The 16,556-nt window shown below is 53.6% G+C and carries 15 protein-coding genes and 1 pseudogene; 4 read left to right on the plus strand and 12 right to left on the minus strand.

Translation table 11 applies throughout. The features are described 5' to 3' along the window. The first annotated feature begins 98 nt into the window (after positions 1 to 98). Complete coding sequence (locus tag ACLHV9_RS12740; protein WP_407220596.1) at positions 99 to 1,577, plus strand: PLP-dependent aminotransferase family protein; 1,479 nt, start codon at positions 99 to 101, stop codon at positions 1,575 to 1,577. Between the two features lie 95 nt (positions 1,578 to 1,672). Here the strand turns inward: ACLHV9_RS12740 and ACLHV9_RS12745 are convergent, their stop codons facing one another. Further along, positions 1,673 to 1,909 carry a tautomerase family protein gene (locus tag ACLHV9_RS12745; RefSeq protein ID WP_028018891.1) on the minus strand — a complete coding sequence of 79 codons (237 nt, stop codon included), beginning with the start codon at positions 1,907 to 1,909 and terminating at the stop codon, positions 1,673 to 1,675. Between the two features lie 60 nt (positions 1,910 to 1,969). Between ACLHV9_RS12745 and ACLHV9_RS12750 the strand changes: the two genes are divergently transcribed. Then, a complete protein-coding gene (locus ACLHV9_RS12750) occupies positions 1,970 to 2,431 on the plus strand; it encodes a winged helix-turn-helix transcriptional regulator (RefSeq protein ID WP_028018890.1) in 462 nt (153 codons plus the stop codon). A gap of 34 nt (positions 2,432 to 2,465) precedes the next feature. Here the strand turns inward: ACLHV9_RS12750 and ACLHV9_RS12755 are convergent, their stop codons facing one another. After that, positions 2,466 to 3,791 (minus strand): 2-hydroxycarboxylate transporter family protein, encoded by a 1,326-nt coding sequence (locus tag ACLHV9_RS12755; RefSeq protein ID WP_028018889.1) that lies wholly within the window; start codon positions 3,789 to 3,791, stop codon positions 2,466 to 2,468. A gap of 409 nt (positions 3,792 to 4,200) precedes the next feature. Here ACLHV9_RS12755 and ACLHV9_RS12760 point away from each other — a divergent pair, with 409 nt between their 5' ends. Both ACLHV9_RS12760 and ACLHV9_RS12765 read left to right on the plus strand, forming a co-directional pair. Continuing rightward, positions 4,201 to 5,148, plus strand: coding sequence for an AEC family transporter (locus tag ACLHV9_RS12760; protein ID WP_028018888.1), 948 nt, complete (start codon positions 4,201 to 4,203; stop codon positions 5,146 to 5,148). 32 nt (positions 5,149 to 5,180) lie between these two features. Continuing rightward, positions 5,181 to 6,866 (plus strand): NAD-dependent malic enzyme, encoded by a 1,686-nt coding sequence (locus ACLHV9_RS12765; RefSeq protein WP_407220598.1) that lies wholly within the window; start codon positions 5,181 to 5,183, stop codon positions 6,864 to 6,866. A 47-nt stretch (positions 6,867 to 6,913) separates the two neighbouring features. Here ACLHV9_RS12765 and ACLHV9_RS12770 read toward each other — a convergent pair whose 3' ends face one another. The 10 genes and pseudogenes from ACLHV9_RS12770 to ACLHV9_RS12815 form a co-directional block, all read right to left on the minus strand. Further along, positions 6,914 to 7,915 carry a Kdo(2)-lipid IV(A) acyltransferase gene (locus ACLHV9_RS12770; RefSeq protein WP_128347633.1) on the minus strand — a complete coding sequence of 334 codons (1,002 nt, stop codon included), beginning with the start codon at positions 7,913 to 7,915 and terminating at the stop codon, positions 6,914 to 6,916. Positions 7,916 to 8,098: 183 nt separating this feature from the next. Beyond that, entirely contained in the window at positions 8,099 to 8,329 is a 231-nt protein-coding gene (pptA, locus tag ACLHV9_RS12775) for a tautomerase PptA (RefSeq protein ID WP_049007315.1), read from the minus strand. A 37-nt stretch (positions 8,330 to 8,366) separates the two neighbouring features. Further along, positions 8,367 to 8,984, minus strand: coding sequence for a glutathione S-transferase family protein (locus ACLHV9_RS12780; protein WP_128347632.1), 618 nt, complete (start codon positions 8,982 to 8,984; stop codon positions 8,367 to 8,369). 49 nt (positions 8,985 to 9,033) lie between these two features. After that, the gene (locus ACLHV9_RS12785) at positions 9,034 to 9,921 is read right to left on the minus strand and encodes an ABC transporter substrate-binding protein (RefSeq protein WP_407220600.1); all 888 of its coding nucleotides are present in this window, start codon (positions 9,919 to 9,921) and stop codon (positions 9,034 to 9,036) included. A 9-nt stretch (positions 9,922 to 9,930) separates the two neighbouring features. Next, positions 9,931 to 10,704 (minus strand): amino acid ABC transporter ATP-binding protein, encoded by a 774-nt coding sequence (locus tag ACLHV9_RS12790; RefSeq protein WP_028018882.1) that lies wholly within the window; start codon positions 10,702 to 10,704, stop codon positions 9,931 to 9,933. After that, positions 10,688 to 11,614, minus strand: coding sequence for an amino acid ABC transporter permease (locus tag ACLHV9_RS12795; RefSeq protein ID WP_407220603.1), 927 nt, complete (start codon positions 11,612 to 11,614; stop codon positions 10,688 to 10,690). The genes ACLHV9_RS12790 and ACLHV9_RS12795 overlap by 17 nt, the downstream gene beginning before the upstream one ends. Before the next feature lie 9 nt (positions 11,615 to 11,623). After that, positions 11,624 to 12,133 (minus strand): GNAT family N-acetyltransferase, encoded by a 510-nt coding sequence (locus tag ACLHV9_RS12800; RefSeq protein ID WP_028018880.1) that lies wholly within the window; start codon positions 12,131 to 12,133, stop codon positions 11,624 to 11,626. 9 nt (positions 12,134 to 12,142) lie between these two features. Then, positions 12,143 to 14,406 (minus strand): annotated as a pseudogene (locus tag ACLHV9_RS12805) (NtaA/DmoA family FMN-dependent monooxygenase). Between the two features lie 16 nt (positions 14,407 to 14,422). Further along, positions 14,423 to 15,544: an amidohydrolase gene (locus ACLHV9_RS12810; RefSeq protein WP_407220604.1), complete on the minus strand. Its 1,122-nt coding sequence runs from the start codon at positions 15,542 to 15,544 to the stop codon at positions 14,423 to 14,425. Next, on the minus strand, positions 15,541 to 16,542 hold the full coding sequence (locus ACLHV9_RS12815; RefSeq protein ID WP_407220605.1) for an LLM class flavin-dependent oxidoreductase: 1,002 nt from the start codon (positions 16,540 to 16,542) through the stop codon (positions 15,541 to 15,543). The genes ACLHV9_RS12810 and ACLHV9_RS12815 overlap by 4 nt, the downstream gene beginning before the upstream one ends. Between the last annotated feature and the right edge of the window lie 14 nt (positions 16,543 to 16,556).

Here is a 16,556-nt window from a genome sequence, read left to right on the forward strand (position 1 = left end):
AAATGGCACGTTTAGCCCCGCCAATTTTCGCAAGTAAAGCAGACCAATTTTGCCGTGTTGTTTTATAATGGAGGCCACACGAGGGAGAGTGGGTAAAGATGTTTAAGCACGCACAACTTGAAACGGTTAAGGCATGGATTATTGATCCTTCCAACGGATCGCTGCCCCTGCATGAAAGGATCCAGAGAGCAATACGGACACTGATACTGGAAGGGATCTTATCTCACGGTAAGGCCCTTCCCGCTTCACGCGCGCTGGCGAGTTCACTGAGTGTTTCCCGGGATACGATTGAAGCAGCTTATTCCAGCCTGCATGCAGAAGGTTTTATTGAGCGGCAAACAGGCAGAGGAAGCTTTGTCTCTTCCAGCGCACGGTTTTTAAAACCGCATTCCCGGCAGCAGCATCCTGCCGCTGAAAGACGAAAGGCAAAACTCAGCGCTCGTGGAAAGATCATCTATGAAAGTGGCGGGATCCGCGAATTTTCCTCGCCCCGCCCACTGGCACCGGGTATCCCCGAGACGCGCATGTTTCCCATTCCAACCTGGGAGCGACTTCAGCGGCAGGTTCTTAAGGAATATCAACACCAGATATTAGAGCAAAGCCCTCCGCAGGGCATGGAACGCCTACGGCTAGCAATCGCGGAATATGTCAATCTTGAGCGCGGGACGCGTGCGAGTGCTGAACAGATCATCATTCTGACAAGTTCTCAGCAGGCGCTTGCTCTCTGTTCCCACGTGCTGATGGACGCAGAGGATGACATTGCCATTGAAGATCCCTGCTATCAAGGAGCATACAAAGCGTTTAAATCTGCCGGACTGCACTGTCTTCCGGTTCCTCTTGACGATAAAGGCATCTCAATTGACGCGCTGAATGCTCTGACCAGTCCTGCCAGGGCTATCTACCTTACCCCTTCTCATCAATATCCTACCGGGGTGACGCTCTCTCTTGACCGACGCCTGGCTGTCATTGACTGGGCAAATCGTCACTCCGCCTGGATCATTGAGGACGACTACGACAGTGAGTTTCACTATGAAGGGAAGCCTATGGCCTGTCTTCAGGGGCTTGATGCTTACAACCGGACAATTTATATCGGGACCTTCACCAAGTCCCTGTTCCCCGGGCTACGTATTGCGTACATGATCGTTCCCCCAGAACTGGTAGAGTCGATGACCATGGCCAGGACATTAATGGACGGCCATACCGCCTCAATATCCCAACTGACGCTGGCGAAATTTTTGGAGGGAGGGCATTTTGGTGCCTATATTCGCAAGATGCGGAGCGTTTATGTTACTCGCCGCAACAAACTGGCCAGTCTGATGGATGAGTATCTTTCTGATTATGTTGAGTGCGTAATACCAACAGGTGGAATGCAGATGCCTTGTCACCTCAGGCACGGGATCTCCGAGAAGGAGATTGCCGCCGCCGCCCGTCGCGCAAATGTTGATATATTAGGGCTTACCAGTTTATATGCAGACAAACCCCTGACCAGCGGTTTTTTGATGGGTTTTGCCGCTTATACGGAGAGGGAAATAGAAGACGCAGTCAAAAAACTGGCCGCAATTTTCCGTCTTGTTTGAAGCTGTCGACTGTCCATCGGTCGAAACTCGTTGCGGGCGAACCCGGCTGCAAACAAGGTTTCACCGGGAGATACTGTGTCCCTCCCGGCCTCTTATCAGGACGCCTGCGTCGACGCGAATTTCTTCGCAATCATTTCAGCGGTAGGCTGTAATCCCCCCAGGCTCCATTGCTCCGGGTCATGCTCATCAATACGGATCCAGACCGAGCGCCGGAACTCCGGATCCCCTTTCCCTTCGATTTCCACCATTAAGTCCGTCATTCGGCGCAACAGCTCGCTCTTCTGCTCGGCATTCATGATCCCTTTAATCGTTTGTACATTTACAAAAGGCATTGTATTCTCCCTATAAGCAAGGTCTAAAAATCATACTTAGATTAAAAAGGAAAACATCCTGTGTCAAAAGATAAATTGTTGCCTTACCTCTCGCCCGAACTGTGCGGTCTGGCTGAAGGGGCAAAAATCGTGGGCGATCAATGGATTTTGTTGATTCTGAGAGAGGCGTTTTACGGTGTGACGCGTTTCGAAACCATGCGAATACATACCGGAATAACGAAACAGACGTTAGCGACACGTTTAAAGTTGATGACAGAACTGGGGTTGCTTTCCCGTATACCTTACCGGGAAGAGGGAGCACGGGAACGGTATGAGTACCAGCTTACCGACAAAAGCCGCACCCTTGCCCCGGTGCTTTTATCTTTGATGGAATGGGGACACAAACATGTTTTACACACCGCACCGCATTTAACCCTGGTGGATAAAGAAAGCGGCGATCCGGTGCATATTGGTTATGTGAATGCGCAGGGTCATGAGGTGAAACAAAACCATGTTCAGATTGTGCCGACAACAAAGGGGTAAGCCCGGGTGTGTTACCCGGCTTACCCCTGCTACGTTACATAATCCAGCCCATCAGCAGCGTGGCGATGATCACCGTCGATGCGCCGCCGATACGGGTGGCAATCTGTGCAAACGGCATGAGCGACATTCGGTTAGAGGCAGACAAAATAGCCACATCCCCTGTCCCGCCCAGACCACTGTGGCAGCAGGTGACAATGGCCGCTTCCACAGGATACATATTCAGACGCGAGGCAATAAAATAGCCGCTCAGCGCCATCGCAATCACCACCGAACCACAGACCACCACGTAGCCCACCGAGAAGACTGACACCACGCTCTCAAGCGGCACGTATAACATTCCCAGACCAATCATCAGTGGCCAGACGAGCGCAGCCGAGACGAATTTATAGCAACTGTGCGCGCCCTGTTCCATTGAAGCCGGGATCACCTTGAAGTACTTACACAATACGGCTATCAGGATCATCAGCACCGGACCGGGAATGTGTACCAGTTTTTCAAACAACCCACCGACGATGAAAAATGCGCAAACCATCAGTAACCCGCCTCCCATCAGATGGAAATCTGTCTGCTGAGCACTGTCCGCGCCCGCAAAGAGGCTGCTGTCTTCTTTGCTACGGGTTAACATGCCATTACCCGACAATGCAGGACGTTTCATTCCCAGACGCGCCAGCGAGCCTGCACAAATAATGGCGAAGATATTCCCCACCACCGCGGCGGGCGCCAGTTGAGCAACATAGACGTCCGGTGTATGACCAAGGATTGCCGAATAGGCCAGGGACAACGGCAAAATCCCCTCACCAATCCCGCCACCAATGATCGGCACGATGATAAAAAAGAAGGTGTGGTACGGGGTATAGCCAAACAGTGAACCCACGATGAGCCCGCTCAGTACCGCCATGAAAGTCCCGGCCACCAGTGGGATAAACATGCGCATCATCCCCTGGATAAGCAGTATCCGGTTCATCCCCAGAATGCTCCCTACCACCAGACAGGCGATGACGAAATAGAGCAGATTTGCCTCTTTCATCAACAGATGCACCGTATCCAGCGTGTGTTTTTCGAAGACACCAAAATAGACCAGTACGGAGGGGACCATCAGACACAGGATTGCCGGGCCGCCGATGTCTTTCAGCAACGGGATTTGCCGCCCCACTTTCGCAAACGCAAAACCAAGGGTCATGATGACTGCGAGTCCGCCGATCATATTTTTCGGCAGCAAGCCTGCCCAGGCAGAGGTCGCCACAATGGCAGCGATCCCGACGAATAGCATCAACGGAACTGCGCCAACCTCGGTATTGTAAAGCCCAAAGGCGAAACGCGTGGACGACAACTCAGAAGTCGGTACAGGATTATCTTTCATATAATCACCTGATAATTGTGTTCGGATATGCAAAGAAAAGGAATAAACACGGAATTATTCCAATACGGATAAATGTTATTTAATATCAATTAAAGACTTACGTGGCCTTTTCTAAAAACAGGCTCAGTGTAAAAAATAACATGCGGGGCCTGAAAGAAGTGTGAACAATACAACCCTTTCCCGTTAAATAACTTTATTCATCATTTAGTAACTAAAGTTATTTTAGGCAGGCATTGCTGTTTTCTTGTGCCTAATCAATTTTTGCCACCCCTATTACTTATCCAACTAACGCAATCATTTTGAAATTAATAAAACCAGAGAGAGTGTGACCATTGTCACTCTTACCGTGCTATCTAACCGCTAGATTAGCGCTGCAACAAAACACATAAAATACCCTACAGGAAATACTATGCCTTCATTACTATTACAGTCGCTGTTTCCGCTCGTCTTTATAATGCTGCTTGGGTGGTTAAGCGGGAAACTCGGGTATTCCCGACGTGAAGATGCAAACGTTATGGCGACCGTGGTGATTCGTTTTGCACTTCCCTTTCATCTTTTTATTGGCGCATTGCATACCGACCCGAGCAAAATTAAGAACCTGACGTTTATGGCGGTCCTGGTTGTCGGTTTAATGGGTTCGTATTTATTGACATTATTTATTTCACGTTTTGTTTTTCGTCACGATATAAAAACCAGTGCCATTCAGTCTCTGGTTTGTGCCTTTCCGGATATGGCCTACTTTGGGGCACCCGTGCTTGCAGTGTTGATTGGGCCAGAAGGATTCATTGGCGTACTGATCGGCAATATCATCACCAGCGTTATCATGATCCCGTTGACTATCGTCCTGATTCGTATGGGAGATAAGAACAGTCATGATGGTCTGGAATCGCTGCATCCTGGCGCGATGGTGATACAAAACCTCATCAAAGCGGCACGTAATCCTATCGTCTGGATACCCGTTTCCGGTGTATTGCTCAGCCTGGCTGGCGTACAGATCCCGTCAATTCTCAGTATGCCCATTGAGATGGTTGGCAAAGTCTCCGGTGGACTGTCGCTGTTTGCTCTCGGCCTGTTATTTTACGGTGAACGTCCAAAATTGAATGTGCAGACATTTACCAATATCAGTATTAAAAACCTCATTCAACCCGCCATCATGGCCGTAGCCGGTATCGCATTTGGTCTTAGCCATACCTTACTCCAGCAGGTTGTTATTATTGGTGCGACGCCTTCCGCTATCGCCGCAGGTATGTTTGCCATACGCAGCGACACCTATATTGATACTGCCTCATCCTCCATATTAATTGGCACTGCCGTCGGCGTACTGACTGAAGGCATTATGATCTATTTAATCTCTTAATCTGTTTTATTTAAAAAATTCAGGAGTTAACCATGTCTCGCAAAGAAGTTCTGTACACTCCCTATAACGGGTCCGTATTGCTGGAAAACCCATTATTAAATAAAGGTCTCGCGTTCATAAAAGAAGAACGTGATAATTTTAACCTGCATGGTTTATTACCTCACAACGTTGAAACCATTGAAGAGCAGACGGAACGTGCGTGGGTACAATTCTGTCATTTTAAAAGCGATATTTCCCGTCATGTGTATCTGCGTAATATTCAGGATACCAATGAGACCCTGTTTTACAATCTCTTACGCTCGCACCTGAAAGAGACATTGCCAATTATCTATACGCCGACGGTAGGTGAAGCCTGCGAGCATTTCTCCACCATTTACCGTCGGGCACGCGGGTTGTTTATTTCATGGCCAAACCGCCATCGTATTGATGAGATGCTGCAAAGTTTCTCGCGCAACGATATTCGAGTGATTGTAGTGACTGACGGGGAACGTATTCTGGGGCTTGGCGATCAGGGTATCGGTGGAATGGGCATCCCGATTGGTAAGCTGTCGCTGTATACCGCCTGCGGAGGGATCCATCCGGCTTCCACCTTGCCCATTATGCTGGATGTCGGGACGAATAATCAGCAGCACCTCGACGACCCGATGTATATGGGCTGGCGCCATCCGCGCATCAGCGACGATCAATATGCTGAATTTATGGATATGTTTGTCAGCACCGTCAAAGCACGCTGGCCAAATGTTCTTCTGCAGTTTGAAGACTTCGCGCAGAAAAACGCCACTAAACTGCTCCAGCGCTACCGCGACAAGCTGTGCTGCTTCAATGATGACATTCAGGGAACGGCAGCCGTCACCGCAGGTACGCTGATTGCGGCAGCCCATGCAGCGGGTACACGCATTCGCGATCAGCGTGTGGTTTTCCTGGGCAGCGGTTCCGCCGGATGCGGAATAGCAGAAAAAATTGTGGCCCTGATGGTTGATGACGGCCTGACCGAGTCCGAAGCCCGCAGCCGGATCTTTATGGTCGACCGCTTTGGCTTGCTGACCGACGATATGACCAACCTGCTCGACTTCCAGAAAAACCTTCTCACCGCGCGTGATGCGATTAGCCACTGGCAGGTAGAAGCCAATAATATCTCCCTGCTGGAAGTGGTAAAAAATGCACATCCGACGGTGATGATCGGCGTTTCAGGCCAGCCAGGACTCTTCAGTGAAGAAATTGTGAAAGAGATGCATCGGCACTGCCCGCGCCCTATTATCATGCCGCTCTCGAACCCGACATCACGGGCAGAGGCGCAACCACAGGATCTTATCGCGTGGACCCAGGGTGCCGCACTGGTGGCCACCGGTAGCCCGTTTGCCCCGGTGTTCTGGCAAAACGAGCAGTACGACATCGCCCAGTGTAACAACGCCTATATTTTCCCGGGTCTGGGGCTAGGGATCCTGGCCAGCAACGCCCGCCGTGTGACGGAAGAGATGTTGATGGCGGCAAGCCGCAGCCTGGCCGCGCAGTCTCCACTGGTTACCACCGAGAAAGGGGGATTGTTGCCGCCGGTCGATCGCATTGAAACGGTTTCACGCCAGATTGCCCTCGCCGTTGCCCGTGCGGCGATTGATCAGGGCGTCGCCCCGGCGATAGACAACGAAATCTTGCTGGCGCGCATCGAGCAGACCTGGTGGCAAGCGGATTACGCACCTTATCGCAGGTCTGCCCTGTAGGGGATATTTATGCCCTCACCACAAGAGTGAGGGCATGGTTTTTTGCCTCAGTGCTGTATGCCAGACCGCTCAGAAATCTCTTCAGCGGATAAGATATTAACGGAGGACGTCACGTCTTTTGCGCGCGCATACCGGTCCGGCACACCCTCCGGGCGGGTTTTGAAGCGCCGGTGCAGCCACATATACTGTTCTGGTGCCATGCGTACCGCTTGTTCGATCGCTCTGTTCATCTGCGTCGCAACAGATTCTTTATCTCCCCCCTGCAACGCCTCGCTGATATCCTCCAGAATAATCAGTTCATAACCGCTGCCATCCGCCCTGCGTCGCGGCACAAAGGGAATGACGGCGGGCTTAGCGCTTTTGACCAGCATATAGCTTCCAGCGGTCGTCGCGGCATCCGGAACCGCAAAGAACGGCACAAAGACGCTATTGGTTTTGCCATAGTCATGATCCGGGGCATACCACAAAATTTCATTCTGCTTCAGCGAGCGGATCATGCCTTTTAAATCATGACGATCGAGCATAGATTTATTGGAACGCAGACGCCCTCGCGTCTGTAGCCAGTCCAGCAGGGCATTATTATTAGGACGATATACGCCAATACCGGGGTTGAGCATGCCAAATATCCGCGCGCCCAGCTCAAGTGTGAGAAAATGCATTCCCACCAGCACCACGCCATTACCTTTCGCCCGCGCCGTTTCCATGTGCTCATAGCCCCTAACGGTAAAGCATTTCTTAACCCGCCACGCAGGCCAGAACCATGCCATTCCGGTTTCAATCACCCCCATTCCTACCGATTCAAAATTACGCTGCAGCAATGACTCTCGCTCCGCCTTTTTCATCTCCGGGAAACAAAGCTCAAGGTTGCGGCGGGCAATTTCGACGCGGCGGGGAAGCAAGCGCATCGCCAGTCGACCAAGACCATGACCAATTCTGAATAGAAGCGGATAAGGGAGCAGCATGATAAGCCACAGCGCGGCAATGCCTGCCCAGCTTAGCCAGTAACGGGGATGAAGAAAGGCGAATGAAAAACGGGGTAATTTTGTCATCAGAAAATTATCCTTTAACGTATCTGTCCTTAATTGATTCTGGTGGAGATCTTTCCTAAGGATTAATAATAAGTCAGTCAGAAACGTTAAGTGTAGCGGATAAGACAAAACGCATTTTTATCGTTTTTTGCGAAAAACGGAAAGTTGAGCCGGGGAGGACTTATCCGCTCCCCGGCAAAAGATTTACATCGAATACCCTGGCTTCTTAATCAGCTCATCCAGCTTCGGACCTATCTCGGTATCCCAGACCTGGGCCTTCCAGTCTTCCGGCGCTACCTGGTTCAGCGCAACCGACACGGAACTGTCTTTGCTGTTGAAATGGCGAATGATGACGTCGGCAATATCCGCCGCCAGCGCAGTTTTTTGTTCGTCGTTCAAATCGCGGGGAAAACATTTGATATCTACATGTGGCATGTGCAGGTTTCCAGTTATGAGCCAGGGTTCCACGTTATCAGATAATATTGTTTGCCTTTAACACCTTGTGCAGTTTCGGAAGCTGAGTAACTGTATCCGCAATCGCTGTTATCTTCGGGGTATTCGCGGCAAACCATTCATGACGAGGCCCCCAGGTGCGCGTGACCATAATATACACATCAAGCAGCGTCAGGCGTTCACCCAGCGCATAAGGGCTCGCCTTGAGTTGACTGTCAAACCACTGATAGAGCGATTTACGGTACTCAATGCAATTTTTCTGCAGCTGCTCCGGCGCATCTGGCGCCCAGCGCTCGGGGTAATCGGCATACGTGAAGGTGGGGTAAACATTGGCGACAAACCAGATCAGTAAACGCTGAAACTGCTGGCGTTCGGCCTGTTCTGGAGGTGGAGCAAGGTCGGGACATTTATCAAGTACCATCAAAGCAATCGCCGCGGTTTCTGTCATGATGGTCCCATTTTCCAGCTCCAGCGTGGGCACCTGGCACAGCGGGTTCAGCTTGTGCAACAGCTCACGCTGCGGACCGGGCTGGTCAAACCCGTCCACGTTGATAAATTGATAAGGGATATCAGCCAGGGTTAGCATCACTTCGCTGATTGCCGAGCCCCAGCCGGGTACGCCATAGAGTTTAATCATGTTGCCCCCTCAGGGATAAAAACCCTAAGTGTAGAGCACCTTTAGTAGGTTAGTAGGTTATCCCAGGGGGGTTGACCTCGGAGCGCTCCACTGCTTCGCCCTGCTCTCCCCAGCGCGCCAGCACCTTCTGGTAATCTCCCCGCTTAATCGCCCCGTCCAGTGCGGCTTGCAGAGCATAAACCAGCTGATTCCCTTTTTTGGTCGTGGCGGCAACCCAGGCTTTTTTCGGCCCTAAACCGACCACGCGGGTTTTGCCGGTCAGTGCAGCTTTATACGCCGACACCGACTGCGGCCCAAAAAAGATATCCGCCCTGCCGGACTGAATATAGAGATTGCCCGAGGCATCGTCGGTCAGATAGACCGGTAGCGCAGGTTCACGCCCTGCCTTTTTGTTCTCTTCGTTCCAGCCCAGCAGAATACGTTCCTGATTCGTGCCAGAGCCAACGATCACCTTTTTCCCTGCCAGATCTTCCGCACTTTTGATTGACTGAATCTCGCTCGTGGATTTCACCGAAAAGGCCAGTGAATCGACGCGATAGGTCGCAAAATCAAATTTCTCTTTCCGCTGCTCGGTTACTGCAATATTCACCAGCGCCACATCATAGCGCCCGGAGGTGATCCCCAGCGGCCAGTCTTCCCACGCCGTGGGGACCAGCTTCAGTTTTAGCCCCAGACTGCCCGCCAGCAGACGAGCAATATCCGGATCGCTGCCAATCCGCGTTCGATTATCGCTGGCAAGCAGCGCCAGCGGCGGAGAGTTCAGCGCCGAAATGGCCACCGTCAGTGTTCCCGGTTCAACGAACGTATAATCCGCAGGTATCTTTGCCACCGCCTGGGGATCGACCGTTACCGGCAGAGGTCGCTCGTTTGCTGTTAAATCTAAGCTTGCGTGGCTGGCAGCCGAAAAGATCAGCCCCGCCAGAAGTCCATATTTCATCTGCGCTCCTTACAGCACTTTTGACAGAAACTGGCGCGTTCGCGGGTGCGATGGGCGGTTTAGAACCTCGTCACTGCTGCCCTGCTCCACAATTTTACCGTCGACCATAAACACCACCTGATCTGCCACTTCCCGGGCAAAACCAATCTCGTGGGTCACCACCACCAGCGTAGTGCCGGATCGGGCCAGTTTTTTGATCACGTCCAGTACTTCACCCACCAGCTCCGGGTCGAGAGCCGAGGTGGGTTCATCAAACAGCATCACGCGAGGACGTAACGCCAGCGCACGAGCAATGGCAATGCGCTGCTGCTGACCGCCGGAGAGATGACGCGACCAGGCATCCGCTTTATCGCGTAAACCCACGACGTCAAGCAGGCTCCAGGCATGCTCTACCGCCTCTTTTTTGCTGAGTTTCTTATGCGCGACAGGTGCCTCAATTAAATTTTCCAGCACCGTGAGATGCGGAAAGAGATTGAAGTTCTGGAACACGTAGCCCACGTTGACACGCTGTTTGAGGATCTCTTTCTCCTTCAGCTCGTAGAGTTTGTCTCCCTGACGGCGATAGCCAATATAATCCCCATCGATCTGGATAAAACCCTCGTCGACTCGCTCCAGATGGTTAATGGTGCGTAAAAGGGTCGATTTACCCGAGCCGGACGGCCCGAGGATCACCGTGACCGATCCCGGAGGGATCTCAAGCGTGACGTTGTCGAGCGCTTTGTGGCGGCCAAAAAACTTACTGACTCCGGTAATGGAAATGTGTCCTTCAGGAGAGGCTTGCATGGATGGGCTCCTGTGCTGGCGAGGTGGTAACAGACCGGGTACGGCTGGCCGCACGGTTCTGATTAACGGCAGAACGGCGTTCGCTGCGGGCAAGACCGCGCTCAACGACATGCTGTATAGCGGACAAAACGGTGGTAATCACCAGATACCAGGCAGCCCCCACCATCAGCAGAGGGATCACCTCCTGCGTACGGTTGTAGATCATCTGAATGGTATAAAACAGTTCCGGCATCGCCAGGACATAAACCATCGCCGTACCTTTGGCGAGACTGATGATTTCATTGAATCCCGACGGCAGAATGGTGCGCAGTGCCTGGGGCAAAATGATGCGCACCGTGCGTCGCCATGCAGGCAGACCAAGCGCAGCGGCAGCTTCATATTGCCCGTGGTCAACGCCGAGAAATCCGCCGCGAATAATCTCTGCGGTATAGGCGCTCTGAACGAGGGTTAACCCCACTACCGCAGTGGAAAACTGCCCCAGCACGTTGATGGTTTCAAAGCTGCCCCAGGTGATGCCGGTGAACGGCACGCCGAGCGAGAGTGTGTCGTAGAGATAGGAAAAGTTGTACAGGATGATCAGCACCACGATCAGCGGTAACGATCGAAACAGCCAGATGTAACCCCACGCCAGGCTGCTCAACAGCCAGGATGAAGAAAGTCTCGCCAGGGCCAGCATGCCGCCAATCACCACGCTCAGCGCGGTGCCGATCAGCGTCAGCAGAAGCGTTTGCCCTACACCTTCAAGGATCACCGGGTCAAAGAACCAGCGGGCGAACACTGCCCACTCCCAGCGCGGGTTAAAGGCTACGGACTGAATCACGACCGCCAGCACAAACAGCGCTACCGCGGCGCCAACGGTCCGCAGCGGGTAACGCGCCGGGACCACCTTAATGGTTTCAACGTTGCTCATCGTCGTTCCTCATGCGGTTTTACTGAACGCTTCGCGTACCAGCGTTTTGGTGAAACGCAGCCGACCGTCAAACGGTGGCTGACTGTACTCTTCCGGATTGCGGTTGAGATCGAACTGCGGTTGGTACCCCTGGCTGAGATAGAGCCTGACCGCCTCCGGCTGACGAAAACCGGTGGTGAGGTAAATCTGGCTGTAACCGGCCAGCACCGCCCTGCGCTCCAGTTCCGCCACTACCCGGCCAGCAAGTCCCTGCTGACGCAGGGATTTATTTGTCCAGATACGTTTAATTTCAGCGGTACGCTCGTCAAAGGGTTTGTATGCGCCGGTGGCAATAATCTCGCCATCGCGCTCCAGCACGATGAACAGCCCCTGCGGCGCTAAGTACCACTCGGTAAGTTCCACTTCAGCGTCTTTAGAGAAGTAGTCACCGTAGCGGGCCGCATATTCTCCAAACAGCCCCTCGATAACAGGTTGAAGATCCGCATCTTCTGGTGACACATCCCGGAATTGTTCGCTCATAGCCCCTCCTTAGTCACCCAGACCCGCCGGGTTTACTTCAGATTGCGGGATACGCTCCACTCCTTCTCCCCAGCGGTTCAGCACTTTGTCGTAATCACCGTTTTTGATGACGCCGTTAAGTGCGGTTTGCACCGGCTCGACCAGGCCACTGCCTTTTTTCAGCGTCACCGCGATGTGCGCCGCCTTCGGCCAGCCACCGTCGACGCTGCCCACCAGTTTGGTTTTACCGGTTAACGCCGCTTTCCACGCGCCTATTACGTTCGGGCCAAAATAGGCATCCGCACGTCCTGACTGGAGTGCCAGCGTTTGCGCCGCATCGTCTTTGGTGTAGACAGGGGTAAAGGGTTTGAGCCCTTTCTTGAGGTTTTCGTCATTCCAGGCCAGCAGGATGGCCTCCTGATTGGTGCCTGAGCCGACGATAATTTTCAACCCGGCAATATCTTCTGCTTTCTCTATCGACTTCAGCGGGCTGGTCGATTTCACGTAGAAGCCGAGGGAATCCTTACGGTAGGTGGCAAAATCAAACTTCTCTTTGCGCGCTTTAGTGACCGTGATATTGCTGATGGCCGCGTCATATTTCCCGGAAGCCACGCCCAGCGGCCAGTCCTCCCAGGAGGTGGGCACCACGTTCAGCTCCAGGCCCAGGCTGTCGGCCACCAGACGGGCGACATCAACCTCGCTGCCCAGCAGCGTTTTGTTGTCATCTGAAAACACCGTCAGCGGCGGTTGATTCAGCCCTGCCACCGCGACGGTAAATTTCCCCGGCACGGCAAACCGATAATCCTTAGGCAGTTTTGCTACTGCATCACTGTTTTTGGTCGTGTTGATCGGCGTTTTATTGGCCTCAATGCTGACGCCAGTACCGTTAATGTTCACATTCTCTGCCCAGACGGCAGGGGTAAAGGCCAGCGCAAGCGCCAGAATAAGCGTTTTTTTCTGCATAGCGGTATTCTCTTTTATTGTTTTATGAACTGGTTTTGGGGTTCGTCTAAGCCCAGACTTTCGCGCAGCGTGGTGCCCGGGTATTCGGTACGGAACAGGCCACGGCCTTGTAAAACAGGCACCACCTGGTCAACAAAGCGCGGGAAGGTGTCCGGCGTCCCGCCCTGAATGATGAAACCGTCAGCCGCATAATCCTCAAACCAGGCTTGCAGACCGTCCGCCACCTGCTCCGGCGTACCGGAAAAACGCGGGCGCGGTGAAGCCGCCTCAAGCGCCACCTGACGCAGGGTTAAGTTGCGCTCCCGGGCATTACGTTTGATTTCATCGGTAGTACTACGGAAGCTGTTTTTACCTAAATCACCGATATCCGGGAACGGTTCGTCGAGTGGATACTGGCTGAAATCGTGGTGCTCGAAATAACGCCCGAGGTAGTTCAAAGCATCATTAATCGACACCAGCGCCGCCGTCGTTTGATATTGGTTTTCCACATCATCGGCGTCTTTTCCGACAATCACGCTGACGCCCTGGAAAATATGCAGATCTGACGTGCGGCGTCCGTTAGTTTCCAGTTGCTGCTTCACGTCGCGGTAAAAAGCTTTTGCCTCGTCGAGCGTATCGTGATGGGTAAAAATGGCGTCGGCATGTTTCGCCGCCAGTCTTTTACCGTCATCCGACGCGCCCGCCTGAAAGACAATCGGACGCCCTTGTGGTGTACGGCCAATATTCAGCGGTCCGGCGACCTGGAAGAAGTCACCGTGGTGATCCAGCGCATGCAGTTTGGCCGGGTCAAAAAACTGACCGCTCTCTTTATTGCGTACAAAGGCGTCACCTTCCCAGGAGTCCCAGAGCCCTTTCACCACGTCGAGATACTCGTCTGCAATCCGGTAACGCAGGGCATGTTCCGGGTGCTTTTCGCGGGAAAAGTTCTTCGCAGAACCTTCCAGCGGCGAGGTCACCACGTTCCAGCCCGCACGCCCGTTGCTCAAGTGGTCAAGGCTGGCGAACTGGCGCGCCGTGGTAAAGGGCTCGCTGTAAGAGGTGGATAAAGTTCCCACCAGCCCCAGACGCGAGGTGATACTTGCCAGCGCGGACAATACCGTCAGCGGTTCAAAACGATTTAAAAAATGCGGGATCGATTTTTCGTTGATATAAAGGCCATCAGCAACGAATAAGAAATCGAGTTTCCCCTCTTCCGCTTTTAATGCCGTCGCTTTTACAAATTCAAAATTAATACTGGCATTAGCGGTGGCCGCCGGGTGGCGCCAGGCTGACATATTCCCGGATGCACCATGCAAAATGGTCCCCAGCCGCAATTGTCGGGTTGCAGACATATTTACCTCTTCTGAATTAAACGTGTTGCAGGGCTTTTTCCGCAAGCTGTGCAAAATAGCGGGCAGCCGGCTCAATTAGGGCTTCATCCGGATTAAATGCCGGGTGGTGTAAACCAAACGAACTATTGCTGCCAATGCTGACAAATGCCCCCGGGATCTGCTGCAAATAGACGGCAAAATCTTCCCCCCCCATATGCAGTTCGGCGTACCGGGTCTCATATCCCGCTTCCCGGGCAACCGAGGTGGCAAAATCTGCCCAACGTTCATCATTCACCAGCGCGGTGGGCCCGGCGTACCAGGTAATATCAATCTGTGCGCTGAAGGCGCTGGCAAACCCGGCGGCGATTTCTTCCACGCGGGTTTTAACATTCTGCTGCACCTCCGTACGATGAGTGCGCAGTGTGCCTTCCAGCTCGACGCTTTCAGGCAACACGTTCCAGGTATTCCCACCCGCAATACGCGTAACGCTCAGTACCACCGAATCCAGCGTATTGACGTTACGGCTGGCGACGCTTTGCAGAGCGGTCACCAATTGACTCGCCAAAACAATCGCATCGTTGCCTTCGTGTGGCCGGGCAGCATGCGCGCCTTTACCGGTTATGCGAATCACAAATCTGTCGACGTTGGCATAGAATGGCCCGCCACGGGTGGCGAACTCGCCGACCGACAGCGAAGGTTCGTTATGCATGCCGAAAATCGCGCTGACATCACGCAACGCGCCGGCCCGCACCAGGCTTTTCGCACCACCGAAGTTCTCTTCGGCAGGCTGGAACAGGATTCGCACCCGGCCGTTGAGCGAGGCTTCCCGCTCTTTCAGTTTTAACGCGGCCCCAAGGATCACGCTGGTGTGGATATCATGCCCGCAGGCATGCATCACGCCCGCACGCTGTGAGCTAAACGGCACCCCGCTGCGCTCTTCAATCGGCAAAGCGTCTATATCAGCCCGTAGCGCAATCAGCTTGTCACCGGTCCCGATTTCCGCCACCAGACCGGTTGGCAGCGCGTAAGGCAACGGCGTTATGCCTGCCTTTGTCAGCCACTGGTGCAGGCGTGCGGTGGTTTCTACTTCCTGACCTGACAATTCCGGGTTCTGATGCAGCTCGCGCCGCCAGGCAATCAGTTGTTCGCCAAAGCTCATACCGTGACCTCCTTGTTAAGCCGCGCCTGGGCCAGCAGACGCAGGGACTGCACGCGCGCAACGCCATCCGCAACCGGGGTATCAATAATGAATTCGTCAATGCCCCACTGTTCATGCAGGGCGTTCAGCTGTTCCAGGACTGATTCAGCCGTACCGGCCAGCAGAGACTGGGCCCGACGGGCAATACGTACCGGTTCGCTGCCCGCCTGACGTGCAAAGGCATAAGCCTGTTCTTCGCTGGCGACGGTCACGCGCTGGCCGTTTGCCAGCTCAACGCCCCACACCTCGACCTTCTGCGCAAGCGCGTCCGCTTCAGCCTGCGTCGGCGCAACAATCGCCTGTACCGCCACCATCACGTCGCGGACGCTGTTTTCACGCCAGGTGGCGATCACCTCGCGCAGCAGGTCAGGATCGCCATTCAGGTGCGCAGCAAAAACAAAGTGCCAGTCGAGTTTTGCAGCCAGCAGCGCGCTTTCAGCACTTGCGCCCAGCAGAAAACCCTGTGCAGGTACGGGCGGTAGCGGCGTTGCGCGAACAACCTCTTCCGCAGCCTGGTTTTCTGGGCGGATCCAGTGGTCAAGATGAGCCAGTTGTTCTGCAAAGCTGCCCTTTTCCTGCTGATTCAGACCCTGCTGCAGCGCGCGGGTCGAGAGTGGCAGCCCGCCCGGGGCTTTTCCGACGCCGAGATCAACGCGACCCGGCGCCAGGGCGGCCAGAACGTTAAAATTCTCGGCAACTTTATACGGGCTATAGTGCTGGAGCATGACGCCGCCCGACCCCACTCGAATGCGCGTTGTTTGTCCCAGGATCCAGGCAATCAGCAGCTCCGGTGAGGGACTGGCCAGCTGCGGTGTGTTGTGATGTTCGGCAATCCAGAAGCGGTGATAACCCAGGTTCTCTGCCTGTTGCGCCAGCGTCAAAGTACGCGCCAGTGCATCGGCAGCGGTTTCGTTTTCAGCGATGGGGCTTTTATCCAGAATGCTGATTCGCCATGACATGTTGCGTTCTCGTT

It is taken from the genome of Enterobacter sp. CPE_E890, from assembly GCF_046521475.1.
Classification (GTDB): domain Bacteria; phylum Pseudomonadota; class Gammaproteobacteria; order Enterobacterales; family Enterobacteriaceae; genus Enterobacter; species Enterobacter adelaidei.

What these genes read in the sequence shown, in the direction of transcription:
- ACLHV9_RS12765 (WP_407220598.1), top strand. Translation starts at nt 5,181, where the DNA reads ATGTCTCGCAAAGAAGTTCTGTACACTCCCTATAACGGGTCCGTATTG.
- ACLHV9_RS12770 (WP_128347633.1), bottom strand. Translation starts at nt 7,915, where the DNA reads ATGACAAAATTACCCCGTTTTTCATTCGCCTTTCTTCATCCCCGTTAC.
- ACLHV9_RS12760 (WP_028018888.1), top strand. Translation starts at nt 4,201, where the DNA reads ATGCCTTCATTACTATTACAGTCGCTGTTTCCGCTCGTCTTTATAATG.
- ACLHV9_RS12815 (WP_407220605.1), bottom strand. Translation starts at nt 16,542, where the DNA reads ATGTCATGGCGAATCAGCATTCTGGATAAAAGCCCCATCGCTGAAAAC.
- ACLHV9_RS12755 (WP_028018889.1), bottom strand. Translation starts at nt 3,791, where the DNA reads ATGAAAGATAATCCTGTACCGACTTCTGAGTTGTCGTCCACGCGTTTC.
- ACLHV9_RS12780 (WP_128347632.1), bottom strand. Translation starts at nt 8,984, where the DNA reads ATGATTAAACTCTATGGCGTACCCGGCTGGGGCTCGGCAATCAGCGAA.
- ACLHV9_RS12790 (WP_028018882.1), bottom strand. Translation starts at nt 10,704, where the DNA reads ATGCAAGCCTCTCCTGAAGGACACATTTCCATTACCGGAGTCAGTAAG.
- ACLHV9_RS12795 (WP_407220603.1), bottom strand. Translation starts at nt 11,614, where the DNA reads ATGAGCAACGTTGAAACCATTAAGGTGGTCCCGGCGCGTTACCCGCTG.
- ACLHV9_RS12740 (WP_407220596.1), top strand. Translation starts at nt 99, where the DNA reads ATGTTTAAGCACGCACAACTTGAAACGGTTAAGGCATGGATTATTGAT.
- ACLHV9_RS12785 (WP_407220600.1), bottom strand. Translation starts at nt 9,921, where the DNA reads ATGAAATATGGACTTCTGGCGGGGCTGATCTTTTCGGCTGCCAGCCAC.
- ACLHV9_RS12800 (WP_028018880.1), bottom strand. Translation starts at nt 12,133, where the DNA reads ATGAGCGAACAATTCCGGGATGTGTCACCAGAAGATGCGGATCTTCAA.
- pptA (WP_049007315.1), bottom strand. Translation starts at nt 8,329, where the DNA reads ATGCCACATGTAGATATCAAATGTTTTCCCCGCGATTTGAACGACGAA.
- ACLHV9_RS12810 (WP_407220604.1), bottom strand. Translation starts at nt 15,544, where the DNA reads ATGAGCTTTGGCGAACAACTGATTGCCTGGCGGCGCGAGCTGCATCAG.
- ACLHV9_RS12745 (WP_028018891.1), bottom strand. Translation starts at nt 1,909, where the DNA reads ATGCCTTTTGTAAATGTACAAACGATTAAAGGGATCATGAATGCCGAG.